This is a genomic window from Arthrobacter sp. PvP103, assembly GCF_017833075.1.
Classification (GTDB): domain Bacteria; phylum Actinomycetota; class Actinomycetes; order Actinomycetales; family Micrococcaceae; genus Arthrobacter.
In genome coordinates this window covers 3,617,576-3,638,918 of record NZ_JAFIBQ010000001.1, presented here as the reverse complement: position 1 = coordinate 3,638,918, position 21,343 = coordinate 3,617,576, and the positions used below count along the sequence as shown (strand labels likewise).

20 protein-coding genes and 1 tRNA gene are annotated in these 21,343 nt (G+C 65.4%); all 21 read right to left on the bottom strand.

Annotated elements, in window-relative coordinates; all coding sequences use genetic code 11:
- Positions 1-16: 16 nt before the first annotated feature.
- The 21 genes from JOE41_RS16785 to JOE41_RS16685 all read right to left on the bottom strand — a co-directional run bounded on the left by JOE41_RS16785 (position 17) and on the right by JOE41_RS16685 (position 21,272).
- Positions 17-90: transfer RNA gene (locus JOE41_RS16785), tRNA-Leu, on the bottom strand.
- Positions 91-110: 20 nt separating this feature from the next.
- Positions 111-1,055 (bottom strand): N-acetyltransferase, encoded by a 945-nt coding sequence (locus JOE41_RS16780; protein WP_209753016.1) that lies wholly within the window; start codon positions 1,053-1,055, stop codon positions 111-113.
- A gap of 64 nt (positions 1,056-1,119) precedes the next feature.
- Positions 1,120-2,589, bottom strand: a complete 1,470-nt coding sequence (locus tag JOE41_RS16775) for an NAD(P)/FAD-dependent oxidoreductase (protein WP_209753015.1) — start codon at positions 2,587-2,589, stop codon at positions 1,120-1,122.
- Positions 2,590-2,641: 52 nt separating this feature from the next.
- The gene (locus JOE41_RS16770) at positions 2,642-4,021 is read right to left on the bottom strand and encodes a S8 family serine peptidase (protein WP_245200746.1); all 1,380 of its coding nucleotides are present in this window, start codon (positions 4,019-4,021) and stop codon (positions 2,642-2,644) included.
- A gap of 130 nt (positions 4,022-4,151) precedes the next feature.
- Positions 4,152-5,099, bottom strand: coding sequence for a Ppx/GppA phosphatase family protein (locus tag JOE41_RS16765; protein ID WP_209753014.1), 948 nt, complete (start codon positions 5,097-5,099; stop codon positions 4,152-4,154).
- Positions 5,096-5,797, bottom strand: coding sequence for a DUF501 domain-containing protein (locus JOE41_RS16760; protein WP_209753664.1), 702 nt, complete (start codon positions 5,795-5,797; stop codon positions 5,096-5,098). The genes JOE41_RS16765 and JOE41_RS16760 overlap by 4 nt, the downstream gene beginning before the upstream one ends.
- Before the next feature lie 130 nt (positions 5,798-5,927).
- Positions 5,928-6,617, bottom strand: coding sequence for a septum formation initiator family protein (locus JOE41_RS16755; protein WP_209753013.1), 690 nt, complete (start codon positions 6,615-6,617; stop codon positions 5,928-5,930).
- Positions 6,618-6,702: 85 nt separating this feature from the next.
- Positions 6,703-7,983, bottom strand: coding sequence for a phosphopyruvate hydratase (gene eno, locus JOE41_RS16750; RefSeq protein ID WP_011691008.1), 1,281 nt, complete (start codon positions 7,981-7,983; stop codon positions 6,703-6,705).
- Between the two features lie 122 nt (positions 7,984-8,105).
- Positions 8,106-8,741, bottom strand: a complete 636-nt coding sequence (locus tag JOE41_RS16745; RefSeq protein ID WP_245201201.1) for a MazG nucleotide pyrophosphohydrolase domain-containing protein — start codon at positions 8,739-8,741, stop codon at positions 8,106-8,108.
- Between the two features lie 67 nt (positions 8,742-8,808).
- Positions 8,809-9,954, bottom strand: a complete 1,146-nt coding sequence (locus tag JOE41_RS16740) for an adenosine deaminase (protein WP_011691006.1) — start codon at positions 9,952-9,954, stop codon at positions 8,809-8,811.
- Between the two features lie 69 nt (positions 9,955-10,023).
- Positions 10,024-10,779, bottom strand: a complete 756-nt coding sequence (locus tag JOE41_RS16735; RefSeq protein WP_209753011.1) for a DedA family protein — start codon at positions 10,777-10,779, stop codon at positions 10,024-10,026.
- 143 nt (positions 10,780-10,922) lie between these two features.
- On the bottom strand, positions 10,923-11,555 hold the full coding sequence (locus JOE41_RS16730; protein WP_209753010.1) for a DedA family protein: 633 nt from the start codon (positions 11,553-11,555) through the stop codon (positions 10,923-10,925).
- A 100-nt stretch (positions 11,556-11,655) separates the two neighbouring features.
- On the bottom strand, positions 11,656-12,978 hold the full coding sequence (locus JOE41_RS16725) for a thymidine phosphorylase (protein WP_209753009.1): 1,323 nt from the start codon (positions 12,976-12,978) through the stop codon (positions 11,656-11,658).
- Positions 12,975-13,379: a cytidine deaminase gene (locus JOE41_RS16720; RefSeq protein ID WP_043430441.1), complete on the bottom strand. Its 405-nt coding sequence runs from the start codon at positions 13,377-13,379 to the stop codon at positions 12,975-12,977. The genes JOE41_RS16725 and JOE41_RS16720 overlap by 4 nt, the downstream gene beginning before the upstream one ends.
- 38 nt (positions 13,380-13,417) lie before the next feature.
- Entirely contained in the window at positions 13,418-14,761 is a 1,344-nt protein-coding gene (locus JOE41_RS16715) for an ABC transporter permease (protein ID WP_209753008.1), read from the bottom strand.
- Positions 14,758-16,176 carry an ABC transporter permease gene (locus JOE41_RS16710; protein ID WP_209753007.1) on the bottom strand — a complete coding sequence of 473 codons (1,419 nt, stop codon included), beginning with the start codon at positions 16,174-16,176 and terminating at the stop codon, positions 14,758-14,760. The genes JOE41_RS16715 and JOE41_RS16710 overlap by 4 nt, the downstream gene beginning before the upstream one ends.
- Complete coding sequence (locus JOE41_RS16705) at positions 16,169-17,800, bottom strand: ABC transporter ATP-binding protein (protein WP_245200745.1); 1,632 nt, start codon at positions 17,798-17,800, stop codon at positions 16,169-16,171. The genes JOE41_RS16710 and JOE41_RS16705 overlap by 8 nt, the downstream gene beginning before the upstream one ends.
- A 186-nt stretch (positions 17,801-17,986) precedes the next feature.
- Positions 17,987-19,057, bottom strand: coding sequence for a BMP family protein (locus JOE41_RS16700; protein ID WP_209753663.1), 1,071 nt, complete (start codon positions 19,055-19,057; stop codon positions 17,987-17,989).
- A gap of 280 nt (positions 19,058-19,337) precedes the next feature.
- The gene (locus JOE41_RS16695; protein ID WP_011690997.1) at positions 19,338-20,363 is read right to left on the bottom strand and encodes an NADP-dependent oxidoreductase; all 1,026 of its coding nucleotides are present in this window, start codon (positions 20,361-20,363) and stop codon (positions 19,338-19,340) included.
- The gene (locus JOE41_RS16690) at positions 20,360-20,791 is read right to left on the bottom strand and encodes an organic hydroperoxide resistance protein (protein ID WP_209753005.1); all 432 of its coding nucleotides are present in this window, start codon (positions 20,789-20,791) and stop codon (positions 20,360-20,362) included. The genes JOE41_RS16695 and JOE41_RS16690 overlap by 4 nt, the downstream gene beginning before the upstream one ends.
- Before the next feature lie 46 nt (positions 20,792-20,837).
- A complete protein-coding gene (locus tag JOE41_RS16685) occupies positions 20,838-21,272 on the bottom strand; it encodes a MarR family winged helix-turn-helix transcriptional regulator (RefSeq protein WP_011690995.1) in 435 nt (144 codons plus the stop codon).
- Positions 21,273-21,343: the final 71 nt, after the last annotated feature.

Sequence of the window (21,343 nt, the reverse complement as noted above, 5' to 3'; positions counted from 1 at the left end):
GGCGAATAAACAGGAGTACCCCAGGTGGGACTCGAACCCACAACACGCGGATTTTAAGTCCGCTGCCTCTGCCAATTGGGCTACTGGGGCGCCCGGTCAATGGTATCCCGTCAGAGCCGCTGAAAGGGCCTGGCATACCGGAACGTGCCGTGGATACCACCGGGCCAGACAGCGAGCGGGAGGAACTGGAAGGCATCTCCCCATTCAGCGCTGGGCGGTTCAACGCCCAGGGACACGGACGGCACAAAGCCGAAACGGGAGTAGTACTCCGGGCTGCCCAGCAGGGCGATGCCCCTCTCCCCCGCCGCGTTGGCGCGCGAGACGGTTTCCTGCATAAGTGCCGAGCCGATGCCGTGGCGTTGCAGCCGCGGCACCACACTAATGGGGCCAAGCCCCAGCAGCTCAAGGTCCCCAACCCAGCCCCGCGTGCTGATGACGTGGCCCACCACTTCACCATTCTGTTCGGCGACGATGCTGAACTCAGGCAGATACTCGTCGCAGTCGAAAAGCTGCTTCAACAGCCCCACTTCCACGGGTTCACCGTCCACGGGAAGCCCGGTAACCGGCGACACCGAGAAAGCAGCCGCCGTGAGCTCCAGGATGGCGGGCCTGTCCGCCGGCTGTTCAGTGCGCAGGACAAGCTTCGGTGCAGGCTGCTCGGTACTTGCTGCAGCCAGTTCGTGGAGTATCTCCAAGGCGCGGTCCGCATCAGCCACCGGAACCAGGAGGTGGTCGTGGTGGAACCCGGCGAGGACGTTGCAGCTGATCCGGGAGTTGGTGAGCGCCGCACTGACCGCTGCAGTCAATCCGATGGCTTCGAGGGACGAATGCACCTGAAGGGTGATCCAGGAGGCAACGAAGTCGTAGCGAAGCTCCAGCCTGTCCGCCTCAGCCCGGGGCAGCACCACGGTGAGCCCTTCCGCTTCCCGGACTGCGGCTTCGATGCCTGGAACCAGCGGCCTGCCGTAGGGCCACAGGACGTACACGTATTCCCCCTCGCGCAGGACGGGGTGGATGGATGCCAAGAGGGCACGGATGTCCTTTTCACCAGTCATTGAGCCATTAAACAACAATGGCGGCCGTTCCCCGCGGGGAACGGCCGCCATCGGCGTTGGGTGGCTACTTGGTGTCAGCCGATACAGTCTGCTTCTGCTGGCTGTTGCTGCCGGATTCGGTCGGCTTGTCAGCCGCCGGAGCGACTGTAGCCGCGGCCGGCTTGGGAGCAGGAGTGGCCGCCGCGACGAAAGCTCCGCGCGGGTTGTCCAGGTCCAGCAGCTGGGTGGTGTCGCGGCCTGCGAAGAAACTGATGATCCAGTTGATGATCACCCGGAACTTGCGCTCGAACGTGGGCATGGCCATGCCGTGGTAGCCGCGGTGAGCCAGCCAGGCGAGGGGGCCCTTGAGCCCGATGCGGCCCAGGAGGTTGATGTTGGCAACGCCCTTCCATTCGCCAAAGCCGGCAACGGCGCCCAGGTTCTTGTGCTTGTAGTCCTTGAGTTCCTTGTCCCAGCGGGAGGCCCAAAGGTTCTTCGCGAGGCGCTTGGCCTGGCGAAGGGCGTGCTGCGCATTCGGCACGCAGGTGCCGTCCGGCAGGCCGCTGCCCGTGAGGTCAGGCACGGCGGCAATGTCGCCGGCAGCCCAGGCATTCTCGATGATGCCTTCGTCACCGGCGATACGCAGGTCCGGAAGCACGCGGACGCGGCCGCGCGGCTCCAGCGGGAAGTCGGTGGAGCGGACCATCGGGTTGGCCTGCACGCCTGCAGTCCAGACGAGGGTATCGGCTTCGAATTCCTGGGCCGGGGTCTTGTCCGGCAGGTTGATGAGCTTAAGGGAGCCCTCGGCGTTGTCCAACGAGGTGTTCAGCAGGACTTCAATGCCGCGGCTACGCAGGTGCTCCACGACCCACTCGGCCTGCTTGGCGGTGACCTCGGGCATGATGCGGCCCATGGCTTCCACCAGGACGAAGCGGACTTCCTCCTGCTTGACGCGGGGATTGTTCTTGACCGCCGCGCGGGCAAGGTCTTCCATCTCGGTGATGCACTCGATGCCGGCGAAGCCGCCACCAACCACCACGAAGGTGAGGGCGCGGGCGCGCTCGGCAGGATCAGTGATGGTGGAGCCGGCTTCGATCCGCTCGAGGACCTTGTTGCGCAGCGCAACGGCTTCCTCGATGGTCTTCAGGCCGATTCCCTTGTCCGCAAGGCCCTTGATGGGGAAGGTGCGGGTAATGGCACCAGCGGCCAGTACGACGTCGAAGTACGGGACCTCAAAGTTCGGGCCGCCGTCGGACGGGGCAACCACCGCGGTCCGGTTGGCGTGGTCGATCGAGGTGACGCGGCCCTGGATGAGTTCCGTCTGCTTCAGGTGCTGACGGTGCGAGACGACAGCGTGGCGCGCCTCGATGTTTCCGCCGGCAACTTCCGGCAGGAAGGGCTGGTAGGTCATGTAGGGCAGCGGATCAACGACGGTGACGATGCCACCGGCATTCGCGATCTTGTTCTGCAGTTTGAGGGCTACGTACAGGCCGACGTACCCGCCGCCGACGACGAGTACCCTGGGACGGTCCTGGAGCTGTGGGGTTGTTGCCATGGTTCTAGAATACAGTAGTTTGTGAAAATCTTCACTAACTAATCCGTCGCCGTTACGTTCCGTTCGAGTCCACCTTGTCCAGCACCCCGGTATCCGGCTCATCGCGCAGATTCCCGGGATTCCTGGCCGCCCGTCGCAGTTGATAGACGGCGCCACCGATGATGGCCAGGAACAGCATTCCGAAGCCGATGACGACCATGGCCGGAACCGCACTGTCCAGCTGGGACGGAGCTTCGGCCACCGGAACGGTGGCGGCGGGCAGCGTGGCCGGCGCACTCGTGGGGCTGCTGCCAGGTTCAGCCGCGGGGGTGGTCGCGGCGGACTCGCCACGGCGGTGGACCCTGATCCAATCAGCCACCGTGCCCAGCGGATTGACCTTCGTATCAGGAACATCGTCTTTCAGGGCGGCTTCCGCGTTGAGCACGCCAAAGCCGTAGATTGGGTCCTTGCCCGGTGCCCCGGCATCCTTGGCCGTCGTGACAATCCTGTTGATGACCTGGCTGGCTGTCATCTCGGGCCACTTCGAGCGGATCAGCGCCGCCACCCCGGACACGATCGGCGTGGCGCCCGATGTTCCCGCCCATTCCGCATAGCCGTCCCCGGGCATGCCGCCGATCAGGTCTTCGGCCGGTGCGGCCACGCCAATACTGATGCCCTGGGACGAGGAATCGATGCTGGCGGCGCCCTTGCGGTCCAGGCCTGCCACCGTCAGGACGCCGGGGATGGTGGCGGGGGCTCCCACCTGCACGTTGCCGCCCACGCGGTTCCCTGCCGCGGCGACAATAACCACATCCTTTTGTTCGGCGTAGAGGAACGCTGCGTCCCAGCTCTGCGGCCATTCCGGCGAGGTGCTGCCCAGCGATATGTTGATCACACGTGCGCCATTGTCCACGGCCCAGCGGACAGCGGCCGGGATCTGTTCCTGGTCGGTCTTGCCGCCGGGGTTCGGGGAGCCCAGCCAGGTGGACACCGACAGGATCTGCGCTTCGGGGGCGACACCCACAATTCCGTCCGGGCCCGGCGCCGGAGGGGCGCCGGGTGAGGGGGTAGCCGTCGACTTTGGCGGCTGGTGGCCGCGGCCCGCCAGCATGGTTGCCACCAGGGTCCCGTGCTCAGGTTTCGAGCCGATGCTCTTCTGTCCGTCCGCGCTGCCGGCCCCGGAGGCATCGCTTCCGCCAACGACGGCGCCCTTCAGGTCGGGGTGCTTCGCATCCACGCCGCTGTCGATGACGGCCACTTTGACGTTGGCGCCCTTAGAAACTTCCCACGCTTTGGTGATGCCGGATTCGGCCAGCCAGTACTGTTTGTCCCGCCATGCGTCGGCCCGGGCTTCCGGTGCCGCGATCAGCGACGTCGCCAAGCTAGCTGCGGCCAGGGCAAGTGCAGTCACGGCGGAGGCCATCCGGTCCCGGCGGGTTGTTGCTCTGGTCATTCGGGTCCAATCGGCTTTACATGGGATGGCGCGGCACGGAGGCAGGCTCCGGTCGCGTGGCATCGGCGGGACGAGGATCCGGCTGTTGCGGAACCCGGCCGATGCGAAGTCAGTGGCTGATACCAGCGCGCTAGCTGATACTCAGGGCGATTCCGTCGAGAATATCGTGTTCACTGGCGACAGCCGAAGTGATCCTTCCCTCCGTTACCTCCGCGAGGTGCTCCAGCACGCGGCGCCAGACCAGTCCTCCGGCGCCGATGACGTCCACCCGGCCAGGATGCATGTATGGAAGTCCGGCCCGTTCGGCCTTGGACATCCCGAGGAGTTCCGTGCACGCCTCGCCGACTGTGCTGAGGGGAAGTTCCGCGCCGTGGATCGCCGCGGGCGAGTATTCGGGCAGCCGGAGCGCATGGGCCGTAATGGTGGTGACGGACCCTGCCACGCCGACGACGGCGGTGGTGCGTTCCAGCGGAACGGCCAGTTCCGCCTCGGTGATGGCGGCGTCGACGTCGGCCTCCGCCGCGGCGATCTGCTCCGGTGACGGCGGATCGTTGCGAAGGTGGCGTTCCGTCATCCGGACACAGCCGACGTCCACGGATTTGGCGGCAATGACGCCGCTGGCGTCGCCGAGCACGAATTCGGTGCTTCCGCCGCCGAGGTCCACTACCAGCACGGGGTCGGCGCCGCGGGACGGAAGGACGCTGCTTGCGCCTGCAAAGGACAGGGCCGCCTCTTCATCGCCGGTAATCACCTCCGGCTCGACGCCTAGGATCTCGCGGATACCGTCCACGAACACGTTCCGGTTGCTGGCATCCCGGGTGGCGGAGGTGGCAACGAAGCGGACCTTGCCCGCCCCGTGTTCGCGGATCAGCGCGGCGTAGTCCGACGTGGCGGCGAAAGTGCGCTCCAGCGCCTCCTGTGCCAGTTCGCCGGTGGCGTCCACACCCTGGCCCAGCCGGACCACACGCATTTCGCGCACGACGTCGGTGAGCTTGGAACTGCTTCCGCTTCCCTCCACATCTGCGATCAGGAGACGGATGGAATTGGTTCCGCAGTCAATGGCGGCAACGCGGTTCACTGGGCAGCCTCCGTGGTGTTCCCGGTGTTCCCGTCAGCGTGGCTACCATCAGCGTGGTTACCATCAGCGTGCCGCTGGGTCTTGCGGACGGGCGCCGGACGGCCCACGATGTCGGGGAGCCCCTGCGGCCCGTGACGGCTGAGGTCCCTGGAGGGCGCTTCTCCGCCGGTATCCCAGGCGCCGTCGCAGTAGCAACGGTCCGCGGTCCACCATTCACTGATGGCGGCAATGGCCTCATCACCGAGGGGATTGACGCCGGGGCCGGCGGCCAGGGAATGGCCCACCAGGACGTGGAGGCATTTCACCCGGGTGGGCATTCCGCCGGCGGAGACGCCGTCGATCTCGGGCACGGCGCCTATTCCGGACCGTTCGCCAATCTCCGCCCGGGACACGAGGTACGCCTCATGGGCAGCCCGGTAGCTTGCGGCGAGGGCGGAGTTCTCAGCGAGCTGTTCGTTCATCCGGTTCATCAGGCCGGCAGCCTCGAGCCGTGATACCGCCGAAGTGATGACGGGGTGGGTCAGATAAAACGTGGTGGGGAACGGCGTTCCGTTGCTGAGCCGCGGTGACGTCGCCGCGACCAGGGGGTTGCCGCAGACACAGCGGGCGGGGATCTCGACGACGTCGCGCACGGGACGCCCGAGCTGGCGGCTCAGCACATCCAGGTCCCGGGCGGACGGGTGGCTGGACGCGGGCACGGTCGAGGCGTCTTCTGTCACGGGCAACCCGCCCAGGGCGTTGTCGCCTACTGCATTCTGGTCCACTGGCGCGGCCGCCTTCCTGCCCTTGGAGGCTGACCCGTGGGAAAGCCGGCGGAGGGCACCGCCTCTAGTCTGTTGCCGAGCGCCTGATGGACTCCCAAAGCGAATCCACCCATGGCAGGTTGGCCGGGTCCTGTGCTGTTCCTGTTCCGGCCTGGCCACTGGCGGTCCCGGCCGGCAGATCGCTGCCAAACACCCAGTAGCCGGTTTCTCCCGGCATAACCATGTTAATGCGGTCGCGGGCCTGCTGTTTCACGTAGTTCGGGTCCTGCCAGCGCGAGACCTGGAGTTTCAGGCCGTCCTGTTCGGCTTTCCGTGCGGCGATATCGGCCTCCAGCGCGGCGATCTCGGCCTTTTTGTCGATGAAGATCTTGACCGTAGGGGCCAGCATGATGGTGATGGCAATCATGACGACGGCCAGGGCCAGCATCCGGCCGGAAAAGGCCTTTGCGGGCACGGGATCCTGGCTGTCGGCTCCGTCCTTGACAGCAGCACCCGGGGCTTTGGCGCCGGCGTGACTTCCTGGCGGCCGGCCGGCCGCCTGCTTACCTGCGGCGACCCCGGCTTTGACGGACGCGCCCAGCCGTCCGGCCGTGGTGGATTTCGCGGGCTCGACGGGCGTTTTGGCTTCGCCGTCAGCGGGCACGTGGCGCGTCGCGCCGAAATCCGCGCGGATGACTTCAGCGCCGTCGTCGGCATCCTTGGACTGACGCACCGCGGGCGTGGCGCGGGGAACCTTGGGACGTCGGGTGGCCATGACACTCCTTCAAAAGCGGACCACAAACAGAACCGGTGGCCATGGTCTTTCAACCATAGCCACCGGTCAGCTGTTTTTTTGGATGCTAGCCCTTGAAACGCGGGAAGGCGCTGCGTCCGGCGTAGCGTGCGGCGTCGTCGAGTTCTTCTTCGATGCGCAGCAGCTGGTTGTACTTGGCAACGCGCTCGGAGCGCGCCGGGGCACCGGTCTTGATCTGGCCCGCGTTGGTGGCAACGGCGATGTCAGCAATGGTGGTGTCCTCGGTTTCGCCGGAGCGGTGCGAGGTGATGGTGGTGTAACCGGCACGCTGGGCCAGTGAAACGGCGTCCAGGGTTTCGGTCAGCGAACCGATCTGGTTCACCTTGACCAGCAGGGAGTTGGCCGTAGCGGTGTCAATGCCGCGCTGCAGAATGGACGGGTTGGTGACGAAGAGATCGTCGCCGACGAGCTGCACCTTGTCACCGATGGCGTCGGTGAGGGTCTTCCAGCCTTCCCAGTCGTTTTCGTCCAGGGGATCCTCGATGGAAACCAGCGGGTAGTCGGCCACGAGCTCCGCGTAGTAAGCGCTCATTTCGGTGGCGGAAAGGGCCTTGCCTTCGAACTGGTAGGCGCCGTCCTTGAAGAACTCGGAGGAGGCAACGTCCAGTGCCAGGGCAATGTCCTTGCCCGGGATGTAGCCGGCGTTCTTGATGGCTTCCTGGATCAGGTCCAGTGCCGCACGGTTGGACGGCAGGTTCGGAGCGAAGCCGCCTTCGTCGCCCAGGCCGGTGGAGAGGCCCTTGGCCTGCAGGACGGACTTGAGGTTGTGGTAGACCTCAACACCCCAGCGGAGGCCCTCGGAGAAGGTCTCGGCGCCGATCGGGGCGATCATGAATTCCTGGATGTCCACATCCGAGTCGGCGTGCGAGCCGCCGTTGAGGATGTTCATCAGCGGAACGGGCAGGACGTGCGCGTTGGGGCCGCCGAGGTACTTGTACAGCGGCAGGTCAGCCGACGCTGCTGCGGCGTTGGCCACTGCCAGGGAAACGCCCAGGATGGCGTTGGCGCCGAGCTTGGACTTGTTGGGGGTGCCGTCCAGGTCAATCATGGCCTGGTCGATGCTGCGCTGGTCCGTGGCGTCGAAACCGGTCAGTGCCGGGGCGATCTGGTCGATGACGGCGTCGACGGCTTTCTGGACGCCCTTGCCAAGGTAGCGTCCCTTGTCTCCGTCGCGCAGCTCAACAGCCTCGTGTTCGCCGGTGGAGGCGCCGGAGGGAACTGCCGCGCGGCCGATCTGGCCATCGGAAAGCAGAACTTCAACTTCTACGGTCGGGTTGCCACGGGAATCGAGGATCTCGCGGGCGTGAATGGCATCGATAAGCGCCATGAATATGCTCCTTATGGTGAAGCGATTTACTGGGAAACTAGCGGAAAAACTCGACGTCCTCGTCAGGGACTAGCGTAGTCGAGAGTGGTGCAGGTTACGGAAACCTATCCAGCACCCGGACGTCATGATCCCGTCCGGGGCAGGTCAGGGTGAGCAGTGCGGTGGCCGCCCTGGTAGCGCCGGACAGCCCCGCGGAGGGCGCGTTCGGCGTCGAAACCGCTGGTGCGGGCAGCGGCGACCAGCTCGAACAGGAGATCGCCGAGCTGCTGTTCGGAGTCCATGGTTTCGACAAGCTCAGCCACAGGGCCGGCCTGATCACCCACCGGAGGTTGAGGCCGTTGAAACCCCGCCCTTGCGGCCCGGTCCAGCGACTTTTGGGCCCTAGCGAGGGCCGGGAGCCCTTGCGGAATTCCCTCGAAGGGATCACCGCGCTCCGGCTTCTCGGCCTGTTTGATGGAGTCCCAGTTCCGGACGATCTCCTCGACGCTGGCCGGGAAGGTGTCCTGGAGCGAGCCGTCCGGCCGGAAGACGTGAGGGTTCCGGCGGATCATCTTTGCCGTGAGGCCCTGGACGACGTCGTCGAATCCGAAACTTCCGCGTTCCTCCGCGAGGCGGGCGTGCAGCACGACCTGGAGCAGGACATCGCCCAGCTCGCCGCGGAGCTCTGCCTCGTCTGCGCCGGTTTCGATTGTTTCGGCCACCTCAAAAGCCTCCTCGAGGAGGTACTCCACCAGCGACTCGTGCGTCAGCGCCCCCATCCAGGGGCAGTGCTCCCTGAGGGCGGCTATGACGCCCACCAGGGAGGCAACCGGAGCTGGACCGTCGTTAGGCAAGATTGGCGTAGGCGTCGTTGATGTACTCAACGAGGGCTTCCTTTTCCTCCAGCGGCAGGAAGGCGGCTTCGGCGGCATTGAGCGTGAGCTCCAGGATGTCGTCAAGGTCGTAGTCGAAGGTCTCCACAAGCAGTTCGAACTCGTCGGTGAGGGTCACGCCGCTCATCAGCCGGTTGTCCGTGTTGATCGTGACATTGAAGCCGAGCTGGTACAGCATGTCTAGAGGGTGGCTTTCGATGCCCTCGCCGAAGCCGGCGATGGCCCCGGTCTGCAGGTTGGAGGAGGGGCAAATTTCCAGCGCGATGCCGCGGTCGCGGACCCAGCTGGAGAGCTCGCCGAGGGTCACCATGCCGATGTTCTCATCGGCTTCCTCTGCGGAGTCCTCGTCATCGAATTCGACCGTGATGTCCTCGGCGATGCGCACGCCGTGGCCGAGGCGCAGGGCACGGCCGTCGACGAGGGCGGACTGGATGCTTTCGAGGCCCGCGGCTTCGCCGGCGTGGACCGTGGCGGGGAAGTTGTGCTGGGCGAGGTACGTAAAGGCATCGCGGAAGCGGGACGGCAGGAACCCGTCCTCGGCGCCGGCGATGTCGAAGCCCACTGCTCCGTTGTTACGGTGGCGGACTGCCAGTTCGGCGATCTCCTGGCCCCGGTCGGCGTGGCGCATGGCCGTGATGAGCTGGCCTACCTGGATCTCCCGGCCGGTTTCGGCAACGGCGTCCACACCGGCGTCGAGCCCTTCCTGGATGGCCTCGACCACTTCGTCGAGCGTCAGGCCCTTCTGCAGGTGCTGTTCCGGTGCCCAGCGGACTTCGCCGTACACCACGCCGTCGTCGGCGAGGTCTTCCACGAATTCCTTGGCCACCCGGAAAAGACCCTCTTTGGTCTGCATCACGGCGATGGTGTGGTCGAAGGTCTCGAGGTAGCGGACCAGGGAGCCGGAATCGGCGGACTCGCGGAACCACTCCCCCAGCGCCACGGGATCGGTGGACGGCAGCGTGTGTCCAACGGCTTCCGCCAGTTCGATGATGGTGGCCGGGCGCAGGCCGCCGTCCAGGTGGTCGTGCAGGGATACCTTGGGGAGGCTCTTGAGGTCGAAGTCGATGGCAGGGGCAGCGTCAAGAATAGGCTCAGTCACGGTTCCAACCTTAGGGTCGGACAGCGTCAGGCGCCACCCGGTGGGCAACGGCCTTGGCCGAAGCCCCGTTCAGCGGCCCGTTTCCACTTCGGCGACGGCGGGCATGGCCGGCGGTGCGACCTCGACGGCGGCGTCCCTCTCGGCGCGCATTCCAGGTTCCGGGGAGGCTTCCCTGCCGGCTCCCTTGGTGGATTCCGCCCCGGGACGTGCATCATCGTGGCGTCCCAGCCGTTTGTGCCACCAGCGCAGCAGGTGGTCGATGATGATGCCGAGGATGATGGCGAACACCACCGCAATGCCGGCACCGAGGAGCGGATTGTCATGCAGCAAGGGGAAGGAACTCGCCAGCAGGCCTATCCCGATCGAGTAACCCACCCAGGTGACGCAGGCAAGGGCATCCAGGACGAAGAACCTGCGGTGCGGGAAAGCCGTGGTGCCGGCAACGTAGTTGACCGCCACGCGGCCCCACGGGATGTACCGTGCAGTGAAGATCAGGACGGCGCCGCGCTTCTCCAGCTCATAGTGGGCCCACGCGAAGACCTTCTGTACCTTGGGCTTGCGCATCCAGCGCCAGCGTTCAAGCCCGATCTTCCGCCCGAGCATGTAGGCCATGTTGTCGCCGGCGATGGCACCGACCAGCGCCGTGACGCCAAGGATCCAGAGGTTGGGTTCACCGCTTTGGCGCGAAAATGCCGCAAGCGCCACGATGAGTGTTTCGCTGGGGACAACCATCGCAAAGCCGTCAACAAAAAAGAACACCAGCAGGATGGGATAGATCCACCATTGACCTGCGGCATGGAGCACTGCCTCATTGATAAATTCCACGCGGGGCCCTGCTCCTATAAAGTGACGGAAATCGCTATTTAGTGTCCCATGTCAGCGGCATGATCCGCTACGCTACGGCCGGGAAAAGCTGACCCGCGGTCCGGTGCTTCCACGCACCGTTCAGCGGACGCCGGACAGCCCGGTCAGGGTCCCGGTGCTGCTTCCCCTGCAGGCTCCTCAGGCAGCCGGCCGCGGAGGCGGCTGATCAGGATGTCCACGAGGATGCCGAGGAGGATCGCGCAGGCGATGGCGATGGCGGCACCCAGCAGGTGGTTGTCTTCGAACCATTGCCCGAAAAACAGCCCGATTGCCACTGAGTAGGAGGACCAAAGCGCTGCGGACAGGACGGTCAAGCCCACGAAACGAAGGTGCGGAAAATGGGTGGCGCCCGCCGTGAGGTTGACGGCCACCCGGCCGATCGGAACAAACCGGGCCACGAGGACCAGCGACGCCGGCCGTTTCCGGAGTTCCCTCCCGGCCCAGTGAAAGGCGGTCTGCATTCGCGGTCCGCGCATCCACCGCCAGCGGCGGGTGCCCACCTTCCGTCCGATCAAGTAGGCGATGTTGTCGCCGCCGAAGGCCCCCAGTGCGGCCATGAGCATCAGCAGCCACGGGTTGGGGACATCGGCGGTCGCAGCCACGGCCGCCAGGCCAACGACCACCGACTCGCTAGGGATCGGCGGGAAGAACCCGTCGATCACGCAGCATGCCAGCACCAGGAGGAGAACCCAGGGCTGTCCCGCCGCCGCGAGAATGAAGTCGTTGATAGCCTGCACAGTTTCCTAACGGCCGGGACCACCCGTTTTCTCCCCGGCCGGTCCACGGGCGGCCACTGGCCTCGCTGCCACAGCAACCCGGCCGGGGAGAATCACGGGATCAGGCGATGCGGTCGATGATGAGTTTCTGCGCCGGCCGGGAGCCCTCCGGTGCGATGACGACGGACCCTTCGAGGGCTTCCTTGGCCCGCTCGAACTTCTCCGGGGTGTCCGTCAGCAGCGTCATCAGGGGCTCGCCTGCGCGGACCACGGCACCGGGCTTGGCGTGCAGCCGGACGCCGGCACCCGCCTGGACCTGGTCCTCCTTGCGCGCCCGGCCGGCACCCAGCCGCCACGCGGCCACGCCAACGGCCAGTGCATCCAGCTCCACGAGGACACCGTCGGCCGGCGCGTAGACGACTTCGGATTCCCTGGCAACGGGAAGCTTGGCCCGGGGGTCCCCGCCTTGTGCCTCGATCATGCGGTTCCACACGTCCATGGCCCGGCCGTCCTTGAGCGCGGCGCGCGGGTCGGCGTCATGAACGCCGGCGCAGGCGAGCATCTCCTCCGCCAGCCGGACCGTCAGTTCCACGACGTCTTCCGGACCGCCGCCGGCCAGCACCTCCACGGATTCCTCAACCTCGATCGAGTTTCCGGCGGTCAGGCCCAGTGGCGTGTTCATGTTAGTCAAAAGGGCCACGGTGTTGACACCGGCATCCTTGCCCAAGGCCACCATCGTCTCGGCCAGTTCCCTGGCGCGGGCCTCGTCCTTCATAAAGGCGCCACTTCCCACCTTGACGTCGAGGACCAGTGAGCCGGTGCCCTCCGCGATCTTCTTGCTCATGATGGAGGACGCAATCAGCGGGATGGCTTCCACCGTTCCCGTGACGTCGCGCAGGGCATAGAGCTTCTTGTCCGCAGGGGCCAGCCCGGCACCCGCGGCGCAGATCACTGCCCCGACGTTTTGGAGCTGAGCCATCAGTTCGTTGTTGCTCAGCTCTGCGCGCCAGCCCGGGATGGCTTCCAGCTTGTCCAGTGTGCCGCCGGTGTGGCCCAGGCCTCGGCCGGAAAGCTGTGGAACAGCCACGCCAAATACAGCAACAAGCGGTGCCAGCGGCAGCGTGATCTTGTCCCCCACTCCCCCGGTGGAGTGCTTGTCTGACGTCGGCTTCACGCTGCCGTCGGCCCGCCTCAGTCCGGAGAAGTCCATCCGTTCGCCGGACGCGATCATCGCGGCGGTCCAGCGCGAAATTTCCGCGCGGTCCATGCCGTTGAGCAGGATGGCCATGTTCAGGGCGGCCATCTGCTCGTCGGCGATCGCGCCGCGGGTATAGGCGTCGATGGTCCAGTCGATCTGGGCCGGGCTCAGGACTCCCCTGTCCCGCTTGATGCGGATGATGTCGACGGCGTCGAACGCTTCGGTGTTGCTTGGGGTTTGTGTCACCGGGGTTCCTCCAGGTGTTGGGGACCAAAGGCATCGGGTAGCACCTGGTCCATTGTCTTAATTCCCTGTGCGGTCATGAGTTCCATGTCCGGCGCCCGGAATTCGTACAGCAGCTGCCGGCAGCGCCCGCACGGCATCAGGATGTTGCCTGCGGCATCCACACAATAGAAGGCGCGCAGCAGGCCGCCTCCGGTCATGTGCAGGTTGCCCACCAGTGTGCATTCGGCGCACAGCGTCAGGCCGTAACTGGCGTTTTCGACGTTGCAGCCGCTCACCATCCGGCCGTCCGCGGTGAGGGCCGCCGCCCCCACCGCGAACTTCGAATACGGTGCATATGCGTTCTTCATGGCGTCAACGGCGGCCGCTTCGAGTGCTGCCCAGTCGACATCGCTGCCTTCCATGCCGGTGCCCGCGCGGGTCGAATCCTCGTCCACCGCCGTCAACCCTTGACGTACGGTATGCCGTCAGCCGCCGGCGGCCTGGAGCGGCCCACCAGTCCAGCCACGGCGAGCACCGTCACCAGGTAGGGCAGCATGGCCATGAACTGGCTGGGAACCGGCGTGCCGATGATAGTCACGATGCTCTGCAGGTTGTCCGCGAAGCCGAACAGCAGGGCCGCGAAGAAGGCCCCGATCGGGTTCCACCGGCCGAAGATCAGCGCGGCCAGGGCGATGAAGCCGCGTCCGCCCGAGATCTCCTTGGTGAAACTGTCGATGGCCACCAAGGTAAAGAAGGAACCGCCGATGCCTGCCACCGCTCCGCCGAGGGTGACGTTCCAGAAGCGCGTGGCGTTGACCTTGATGCCCAAGGTGTCGGCGGCCTGCGGGTGTTCCCCGACGGCCCGGACGCGAAGGCCCCATTTGGTCTTGAAGAGGCCGACCCACACCACGGCGACTGCGATGTACATCAGGTAACCCACCACGGACTGCTTGAAGAGGATGGGGCCGATCACCGGGATGCTGGACAGCACGGGGATGTCGATGATGGGCAGCCGTCCCGGAGAGTTGAACTGTGCCTTGTTGGCCTGCATCACGGTGCTGAACAGGAAACCTGTCAGGCCCGAAACCAGGACGTTGAGGACCACGCCCACGATAATCTGGTTGACCAGGTATTTGATGCTGAAGACCGCCAGGACCATGGAGACGACGGCGCCGGCAACGGCCGCCGCCAGCAGCCCGATGAAGGGGCTCTTGGTCAAGGTGGCCACCATCGCGGCCGTAAACGCACCGCCCAGCAGCTGGCCCTCAATCGCGATGTTGACGACGCCCGCGCGTTCACAGAGCACACCGGAAAGGGAGCCGAAGACGAGCGGGACCGCGAGCGTCACGGAACCGGCAATGAGCCCGGCCAGCGAGATGCTCGGCGTGCGGGCGCCGCCCACCACCCAGATCAGGAACGCTGCCACGAAGAGCACGATGAAGACGATGGGCAGCCAGCCGGGAGAGGCTTCGTTACGGGTCTTGAGATACACCGCGTAGGCGGCGAGTCCCAGCATCAGGACCGACAGAACGATTCCGCCCAGAAAAGCTGGAACTTCGATGGCCGGAAGCTGGAAGAAGTCGCCGCTCGACGAAATCCCGAACTTGGCCGTCTGGTTGGGTCCCATGACACCGAAGAAAATGAACGCCACGACGCCGAGAACGGCGAGCAGTACCGGCACCTTCCACGTCACGGGCTTTGCCGAGACCGCAGGAACGCTGTCCGCGGCCGGCCGCGTTCTTCCGGGCTCCGGCTTTCCCTGCTGCGGCTTTCCCGGAACGGGCGATGTTGCTGTTGTGCTCATGCTGCACCTCCGGTGGTGGCTGCCTTCTGGGACTTACCGGCCGCTACGGCCTTCTTCTTGCGCGGGTTAAGCCCGAAGACGGCCCGCACCAGCGGCGGTGCCGCGATGAACAGCACGATCAGTGACTGGACCACGAGCACAATGTCGATCGGGGTTCCGGTCTGGATCTGCATCTGCACCGCGCCGGCGCGGAAGGCGCCGAACAGCAGTCCGGCCGCGAAGGTGCCCCACGGCGTCGAACGTCCCAGGAGTGCAACCGTGATGGCGTCGAACCCGTAAGTGGCGGCGACGCCGTCGGTCAGGACCTTTTCGGTTCCCGCCACCTGCGCCACGCCGGACATCCCGGCCAGGGCACCGGCGATCGCCATGACCAGGACCGTGGCCCGGGGCACGTTGATGCCCGCGGTCAGGGCCGCCTTGGGGTTGGCACCGACCGCGCGGAATTCAAAGCCCACGGTGGAGCGGTTAAGCAGCCACCAGACGAGAACGGTGGCGGCGATGGCCAGGACAAAGCCCAGGTGGAGCCGGTACTGGGTCCCGAAAATCTGCGGGTACACAGCGGTGGGATCCAGGATCGGCGAGATGGGGTTGGACTCCCCCGGCCGCTGGAATGCCGGCGTGTTCAGCAGGTAGCGCAGGAAGTACAGGGCGATGTAGTTGAACATGATGGTCAGGATGACCTCATGGGCCCCGGTGCGGGCCTTCAGCAGGCCCACCAGCCCGCCCCAGAGCGCGCCGCCCACGATGCCGGCAACGAGTACCAGCAGCAGGTGCAGTCCCAGCGGCAGGTGCAGGGCGAAGCCGGCCCAGGCGGCGAGGATGCCGGCCATGATGATCTGGCCCTGGGCACCGATGTTGAACAGGCCGGCGCGGAACGCCAGTGCCACGCCCAGGCCTGCCGTGATCAAGGGCGTGGCGATGGTGAGGGTCTCCATCAGCGGAGCGAACTGCACCGCAACGCTGGAACCGCGGGGGTTGAACACGGACCCCTGGAACAGCGCGACGTACGAACGCGTCGCGGCGGTCCAGACAGCCGAGAGGAAATCCGAGGGCCGGGCAAAGAGGTAGCTTGCCGTGGCCCCCACCTGCTTGTCCGTGCTAGCAATCAGTAGTCCGCCGAGGATCAGGGCAAGCAGGACCGCCAGCACCGACACCATGCCGCTGCCGGTGAAGATCCGCCGGACCAGCGTGTCCGCCCCACTCGGAACGGTGCCGCTCTGGGCCGAGACGGGAACAGCCGAAGGCTGCATCACCCCGCCGGCTGTGTCCAGCGCGGCCGCGGCTGCGGCTGCTTCGGCAGGCGCCTGGGGCTCGGAGCTTTGGGGATCGGAACTTCGGGGTTCGGGCGCCGGGGTTGCCCTGCGGTCCGCCGCGTTTTCGTCAGCCATGTGCTTGGGCTTGTCCTGTTCAGTCATGGTCGCCTCCTTCGGCACCGGAGGTGGACGTCTGGACGGGTGTGTACCCGCTGGTCGCGCCTGCGTCCGCGTGGGCCGCGTCCGCGTGGGCTACGGCCGCTTGGGCGGCATCCGCGTGGGCGCTTTCCGGGGACAGGCCCGCCATCATCAGGCCCAGGACGTCGCGTCCGGTGCCGGAAGGGACGATGCCCACCAGCTTGCCCTTGTAGAGCACTGCGATCCGGTCCGCGAGCTCGATGACTTCGTCGAGTTCCGTGGACACAATCATCACCGGTGTTCCCTGGTCCCGTTCAGCAACAATGCGTTTGTGCAGGAACTCAATGGAACCTACATCCACGCCTCGGGTGGGCTGGGAGGCGATAAACAGCCGCAGCGGCCGGGACAGCTCCCGTGCCATCACCACTTTTTGCTGGTTTCCGCCGGAGAGGGTCCCTGCGGCCAGCGCCCCGGACGGGGTCCGGACGTCGAACTCGTCGATCCGGGACTTGGCGTTCTCAAGGATCCGGGCAGGGCTCATGCTGATGCCTTTGGCGAATGGCGGCTGATCGTAGCGGTCCAGGACCAGATTCTCCGCGATGGAGAACGTGCCGATCAGCCCGTCAACGGTCCGGTCCTCCGGGACAAAGCCGACGCCGGCCCCGAGTACTTCCTTGACGCTGCGGCCCAGGAGTTCTTCGCCGTCAAGCAGGATGGAGCCGTGGACGCGGTCCTGCAGGCCAAGGATGGCTTCCGTCAGTTCGGTCTGGCCATTGCCCTGCACTCCCGCGATGGCCAGGATTTCGCCGCGGGCAATGTCGAAGCTGATCCCGTCCACCACATGCTGGCCTGTCGGGGCGATCACGGTGAGGTCCTTGACCTGGAACGTGGTTTCCTGCGGCTTGGCCGGTGCCTTGTCCAGGGTCAGGTTGACTGCGCGGCCCACCATCATGGATGCAAGCTCGGTGGTCGAAGCACCGGGGTCCGCCGTGCCCACCACCTTTCCGCGCCGGATGACCGTGATCGTGTCGGAAACGGCCTTCACTTCGCGGAGTTTGTGGGAGATGAAGACGATCGAGGTGCCGTGGCTTTTCAGCTGGCGCATGATGTCCAGGAGTTCGTCGGTGTCCTGCGGTGTCAGCACGGCGGTGGGCTCGTCGAGGATGAGCACCTTGGCGTCGCGGACCAGGGCCTTGATGATTTCCACGCGCTGCTGGACACCAACGGGAAGATCCTCGATCAGGGCATCGGGGTCGACGTCGAAACCGTATTTGTCGGAGATCTCCTTGATCTTGCGCCGGGTGTCATCCAGGTTCAGGAAACCGCCGGCCTTGGTGGTTTCAGCGCCCAGGGCCACGTTCTCCGCAACTGTAAAGACCGGAACCAGCATGAAGTGCTGGTGCACCATGCCGATGCCCGCAGCCATCGCGTCACCCGGGCCGCGGAAGGTGACGGCCTTGCCGTCCACCAGGATTTCGCCCTCACTTGGCTCGTACAGGCCGTACAGGACATTCATCAGCGTGGACTTGCCAGCGCCGTTTTCACCAAGCAAACAATGAATTTGCCCGGGTTCAACAACCACATCGATGTGATCGTTGGCAATAAGGGAGCCGAAGCGTTTGGTGATCCCTCTGAGTTCAAGTTTCAAAACTCTGACCAATCTCGAAGCGTCCGGAAAATGTGCCCGGACGGGATATGTGGCTGCAGCACCAGCCTAGTGCCTGCAGCCTTTGGCGGAGCGGGCGGCGCCCGTTGGGAAAAGCCCGCGCCCAACGAAAAGCGCCACCGCCCGGAAGTCAGTGACCAACCGGGTGGTGGCGCTTTGCGGAGGGAACTAGGCCTTCGGGCTCGCCGCCGACTCGACCTTCAGCTTGCCGTCGACGATGTCCTTCTTGATCTGTTCCAGTTCGGTCTTCAGTTCCGCGGGAACCTGGGACTCCAGATCGTGGAACGGAGCCAGCTGCACGCCGTCGTTCGCGAGGGTGCCGACGTACGGCGTGTTGCTGAACTTGCCGTCCTTGTCTTCCTTCACGACGGTCTCCACTGCTTCGCCCATCTGCTTCATGACGGAGGAGAGCATGATGTCCTTGTAGTCAGGGGCGGTGAGGAAGCCGTCCGAGTCAACCCAGATGAGCTTGACGTCCTTGCCTGCGGCCTTGGCTTCCTTGAGTGCTGCCCCTGCTCCCTTGCCGACGGGGCCGGCAACGGGCATCACGATGTCTGCGCCCTGGTCCAGGAAGTTCTGGGTCAGCTGCTTGCCCTTGTCCTGCTTTTCGAAGTCGCCCGTGAAGCTGCCGTCCTGCTTCGCCTTGTCCCAGCCAAGGATCTTGACGTCCTTGCCCTTCTGTTCGTTGTAGTACTTCACGCCGTCGGCGTAGCCGTCCATGAAGATGGTGACAGTGGGGATCTTGATGCCGCCGAAGGTCGCCACCGTTCCGGTCTTGGTGGAGCCTGCCGCAAGGTAACCGGCCAGGAAGGCAGCCTGGGCGGTGTCGTAGATGATCGGCTTGACGTTGGTGATGGGGGTGTCGTAGCCGAAGTCGATGATGGCGAAGTGCTTGTCCGGGTTGGCGGTGGCCTGGGCCTTGGTGGCGTCCCCGAGGAGGAAGCCGACCGTGACGGTCAGGTCGCAGCCTGCAGTGACCATGGCGCGGAGGTTCGGCTCGAAGTCGTTGTTGGTCTTGGACTCGACCTGGTTGACCTTGATCCCGAGATCCTTCTCAGCCTTCTTCAGGCCTTCGTAGGAGGACTGGTTGAACGACTGGTCGTCGAATCCACCCGAGTCGGACACGATGCAGCCCGTGTAGTCGCTGGCGGTGGCGCTAGCGGTGCTGCCCGCTTCCGGGGCAGCACCGCAGCTGGTCAGCAGGAGAGCGGCCGCCCCGGCGGTGGCAACGCCGGTCATTGAACCGCGCTTGAGGGTTGCACGCAGTGAGTTCTTCAATTTTCCTCCAGGAACAAAGAGATAGGCGCTACGACGGGAGTTCAATGAGTGTCCGTTTCGAATGCTCCACACTGAAATTCTGTTTTCACTGATGGTTTCGCAGCACTGCGCCGAGGCGCACTGATGACAGCTACTGTAGTGGCCTGGAACACGTCCGGGCAGCACGCCGCCACCCAAGCGCGGAGATTGTTGAGAACTTGTTACCTACCGGTAGCCGCCACCGCAAGTCACGTCCATTTCCCTAGATTCGGACCAGCATCTTCCCGGTGTTGGCGCCGTCGAGGAGGTCCATGAACGCCTGCGGTGCGTTTTCCAGGCCGTCCACAACTGTTTCGTCGTAGCGCACGGTGCCGTCAGCAACCCAGGCTGACACGGTCCCGACGAACTCCTCCATGTGCTGCCAATAGCCGCCGACCAGGAATCCCTTGAGGGTCAGCTGCTTGCCAATGGCCAGCATGAGGTTACGGGGGGCGGGAGTCGGTTCGGTCGAGTTGTACTGCGCAATGGCGCCGCACATGGCCACGCGGCCGCCCACCGTGAGTGCAGACAGCGCTGCTTCAAGGTGCTCACCGCCGACGTTGTCAAAGTACACGTCTATCCCGCGCTCCCCTGCCGCTGCCGCGAGCTGCGCGGCCACCGGGCCGTCGTTGTAGTTGAACGCGGCGTCGAAGCCGAGCTCCAGCAGTCGTGCCACCTTTTCCGGCGACCCGGCACTGCCGATAACCCGGGACGCACCCATCGCTTTGGCGATCTGCCCCACGAGCGAACCGACGGCACCCGCGGCTCCGGAAACGAAGACCACTTCTCCGGGCTTGAATTCAGCAACTTTGAGGAGGCCCGCGTAAGCCGTCAGGCCGGTCATGCCCAGGGCTCCGAGGAACGCCGACGCGGGCGCCAGGTCAGTGCGCGCCAGGGATGTGGCGGCGGCATCAAGCACCGCGAACTCGCGCCAGCCGAGGGAATGTACGACGACGTCCCCCACCTTGCGTTCCTCCGACCGGGACGCGATCACCTCACCGACGGCGCCGCCGTCGAGCGCTGCATCAAGCGCAAACGGCGCTGAATAGGACTTGACGTCGTTCATGCGGCCCCGCATGTAGGGATCGACGGAGATGAACTGGTTGCGGACCAGCACCTGGCCGTCCTGCAGTTCCGGAAGCTCCGACTCGGCCAGACGGAAGTTCTCCGGGACGGGCCGGCCGTGCGGACGGGATGCCAGCTGGATCTCGCGGGTTGTCCGGGGAAGGGTTGCGGTGTTGGCGCTCATGCGGCCAGCTCCAGGATCTTGATGTCTACGTTGATGTTGCCGCGGGTGGCATTGGAATAGGGGCAGATCTGGTGCGCCTTGGCCACCAGCGCCTCCGCCGTCGCCAGGTCCAGGGCGGGCAAAGCAATTTCGAGCTCAGCGGCGAGGCCGTAGCCCACGCCGTCCTCGAGCGCGCCGAAGTGGATCTTGGCCGCCACGGCGGAGTCCGTGAGATCGGCCTTTTCCTTACGGCCCACCAGGCGCAGGGCTGAGTGGAAGCAAGCAGCGTACCCGGCAGCGAACAGCTGTTCCGGGTTTGTGCCCTGGCCGTTCCCGCCCAGTTCCACCGGGCTGGCCAGGGTGACGTCCAGCTTGCCGTCTTGGGTGCGGGCGCTTCCGTCCCGTCCTTCGCCCGAGGCGAGGGCTTCTGCTGTGTAAAGAGTCTTCACGTGGTTCCGTTCTGTTGGAGGGAAATTCTGTTCGATCGAAATCCTGCTAGCGGGATGAATGGAGGGCGGCCGTCAGCCTGCCCAGGGTTTCCCGGAGCTGGTCGAGCTCTGCCGCGGACAGGCCGGCGGCATCTGCGAGTTGCTGGGGAATGGCCGTGGCCCGGGCGCTCAGTGCGGTGCCGGAGTCCGTGAGGAAGACCTCCACCCGGCGCTCATCCTCGGCCGAACGCCGCCGTTCCACCAGCCCCAGCGATTCGAGCCTTTTCAGCAACGGGGACAGGGTGCCCGAATCCAGGCCCAGCTCCTCCCCCAGCTCGCGGACGCTGCGGGGCTGCTCCTCCCAGAGCACCAGCATGACGAGGTATTGGGGATAGGTCAGGCCGAGCTCGTCCAGCATGGGGCGGTACACGGCCGTGGCCGCCTTGGACGCGGAGTAGAGCGCAAAGCACACCTGGCGGTTGAGTCTGGGAGCGTCGGTCATAAGAAAAACGATATCGCACAATTAGATTGTGCACAACTTATCTTGGCGAAAGAAGAGCGCGAACTGGCAGC

What these genes read in the sequence shown, in the direction of transcription:
- JOE41_RS16700 (WP_209753663.1), bottom strand. Translation starts at nt 19,057, where the DNA reads ATGACCGGCGTTGCCACCGCCGGGGCGGCCGCTCTCCTGCTGACCAGC.
- eno (WP_011691008.1), bottom strand. Translation starts at nt 7,983, where the DNA reads ATGGCGCTTATCGATGCCATTCACGCCCGCGAGATCCTCGATTCCCGT.
- JOE41_RS16695 (WP_011690997.1), bottom strand. Translation starts at nt 20,363, where the DNA reads ATGAGCGCCAACACCGCAACCCTTCCCCGGACAACCCGCGAGATCCAG.
- JOE41_RS16710 (WP_209753007.1), bottom strand. Translation starts at nt 16,176, where the DNA reads ATGACTGAACAGGACAAGCCCAAGCACATGGCTGACGAAAACGCGGCG.
- JOE41_RS16720 (WP_043430441.1), bottom strand. Translation starts at nt 13,379, where the DNA reads ATGGAAGGCAGCGATGTCGACTGGGCAGCACTCGAAGCGGCCGCCGTT.
- JOE41_RS16770 (WP_245200746.1), bottom strand. Translation starts at nt 4,021, where the DNA reads ATGACCAGAGCAACAACCCGCCGGGACCGGATGGCCTCCGCCGTGACT.
- JOE41_RS16780 (WP_209753016.1), bottom strand. Translation starts at nt 1,055, where the DNA reads ATGACTGGTGAAAAGGACATCCGTGCCCTCTTGGCATCCATCCACCCC.
- JOE41_RS16775 (WP_209753015.1), bottom strand. Translation starts at nt 2,589, where the DNA reads ATGGCAACAACCCCACAGCTCCAGGACCGTCCCAGGGTACTCGTCGTC.
- JOE41_RS16715 (WP_209753008.1), bottom strand. Translation starts at nt 14,761, where the DNA reads ATGAGCACAACAGCAACATCGCCCGTTCCGGGAAAGCCGCAGCAGGGA.
- JOE41_RS16755 (WP_209753013.1), bottom strand. Translation starts at nt 6,617, where the DNA reads ATGGCCACCCGACGTCCCAAGGTTCCCCGCGCCACGCCCGCGGTGCGT.
- JOE41_RS16685 (WP_011690995.1), bottom strand. Translation starts at nt 21,272, where the DNA reads ATGACCGACGCTCCCAGACTCAACCGCCAGGTGTGCTTTGCGCTCTAC.
- JOE41_RS16745 (WP_245201201.1), bottom strand. Translation starts at nt 8,741, where the DNA reads ATGGGGGCGCTGACGCACGAGTCGCTGGTGGAGTACCTCCTCGAGGAG.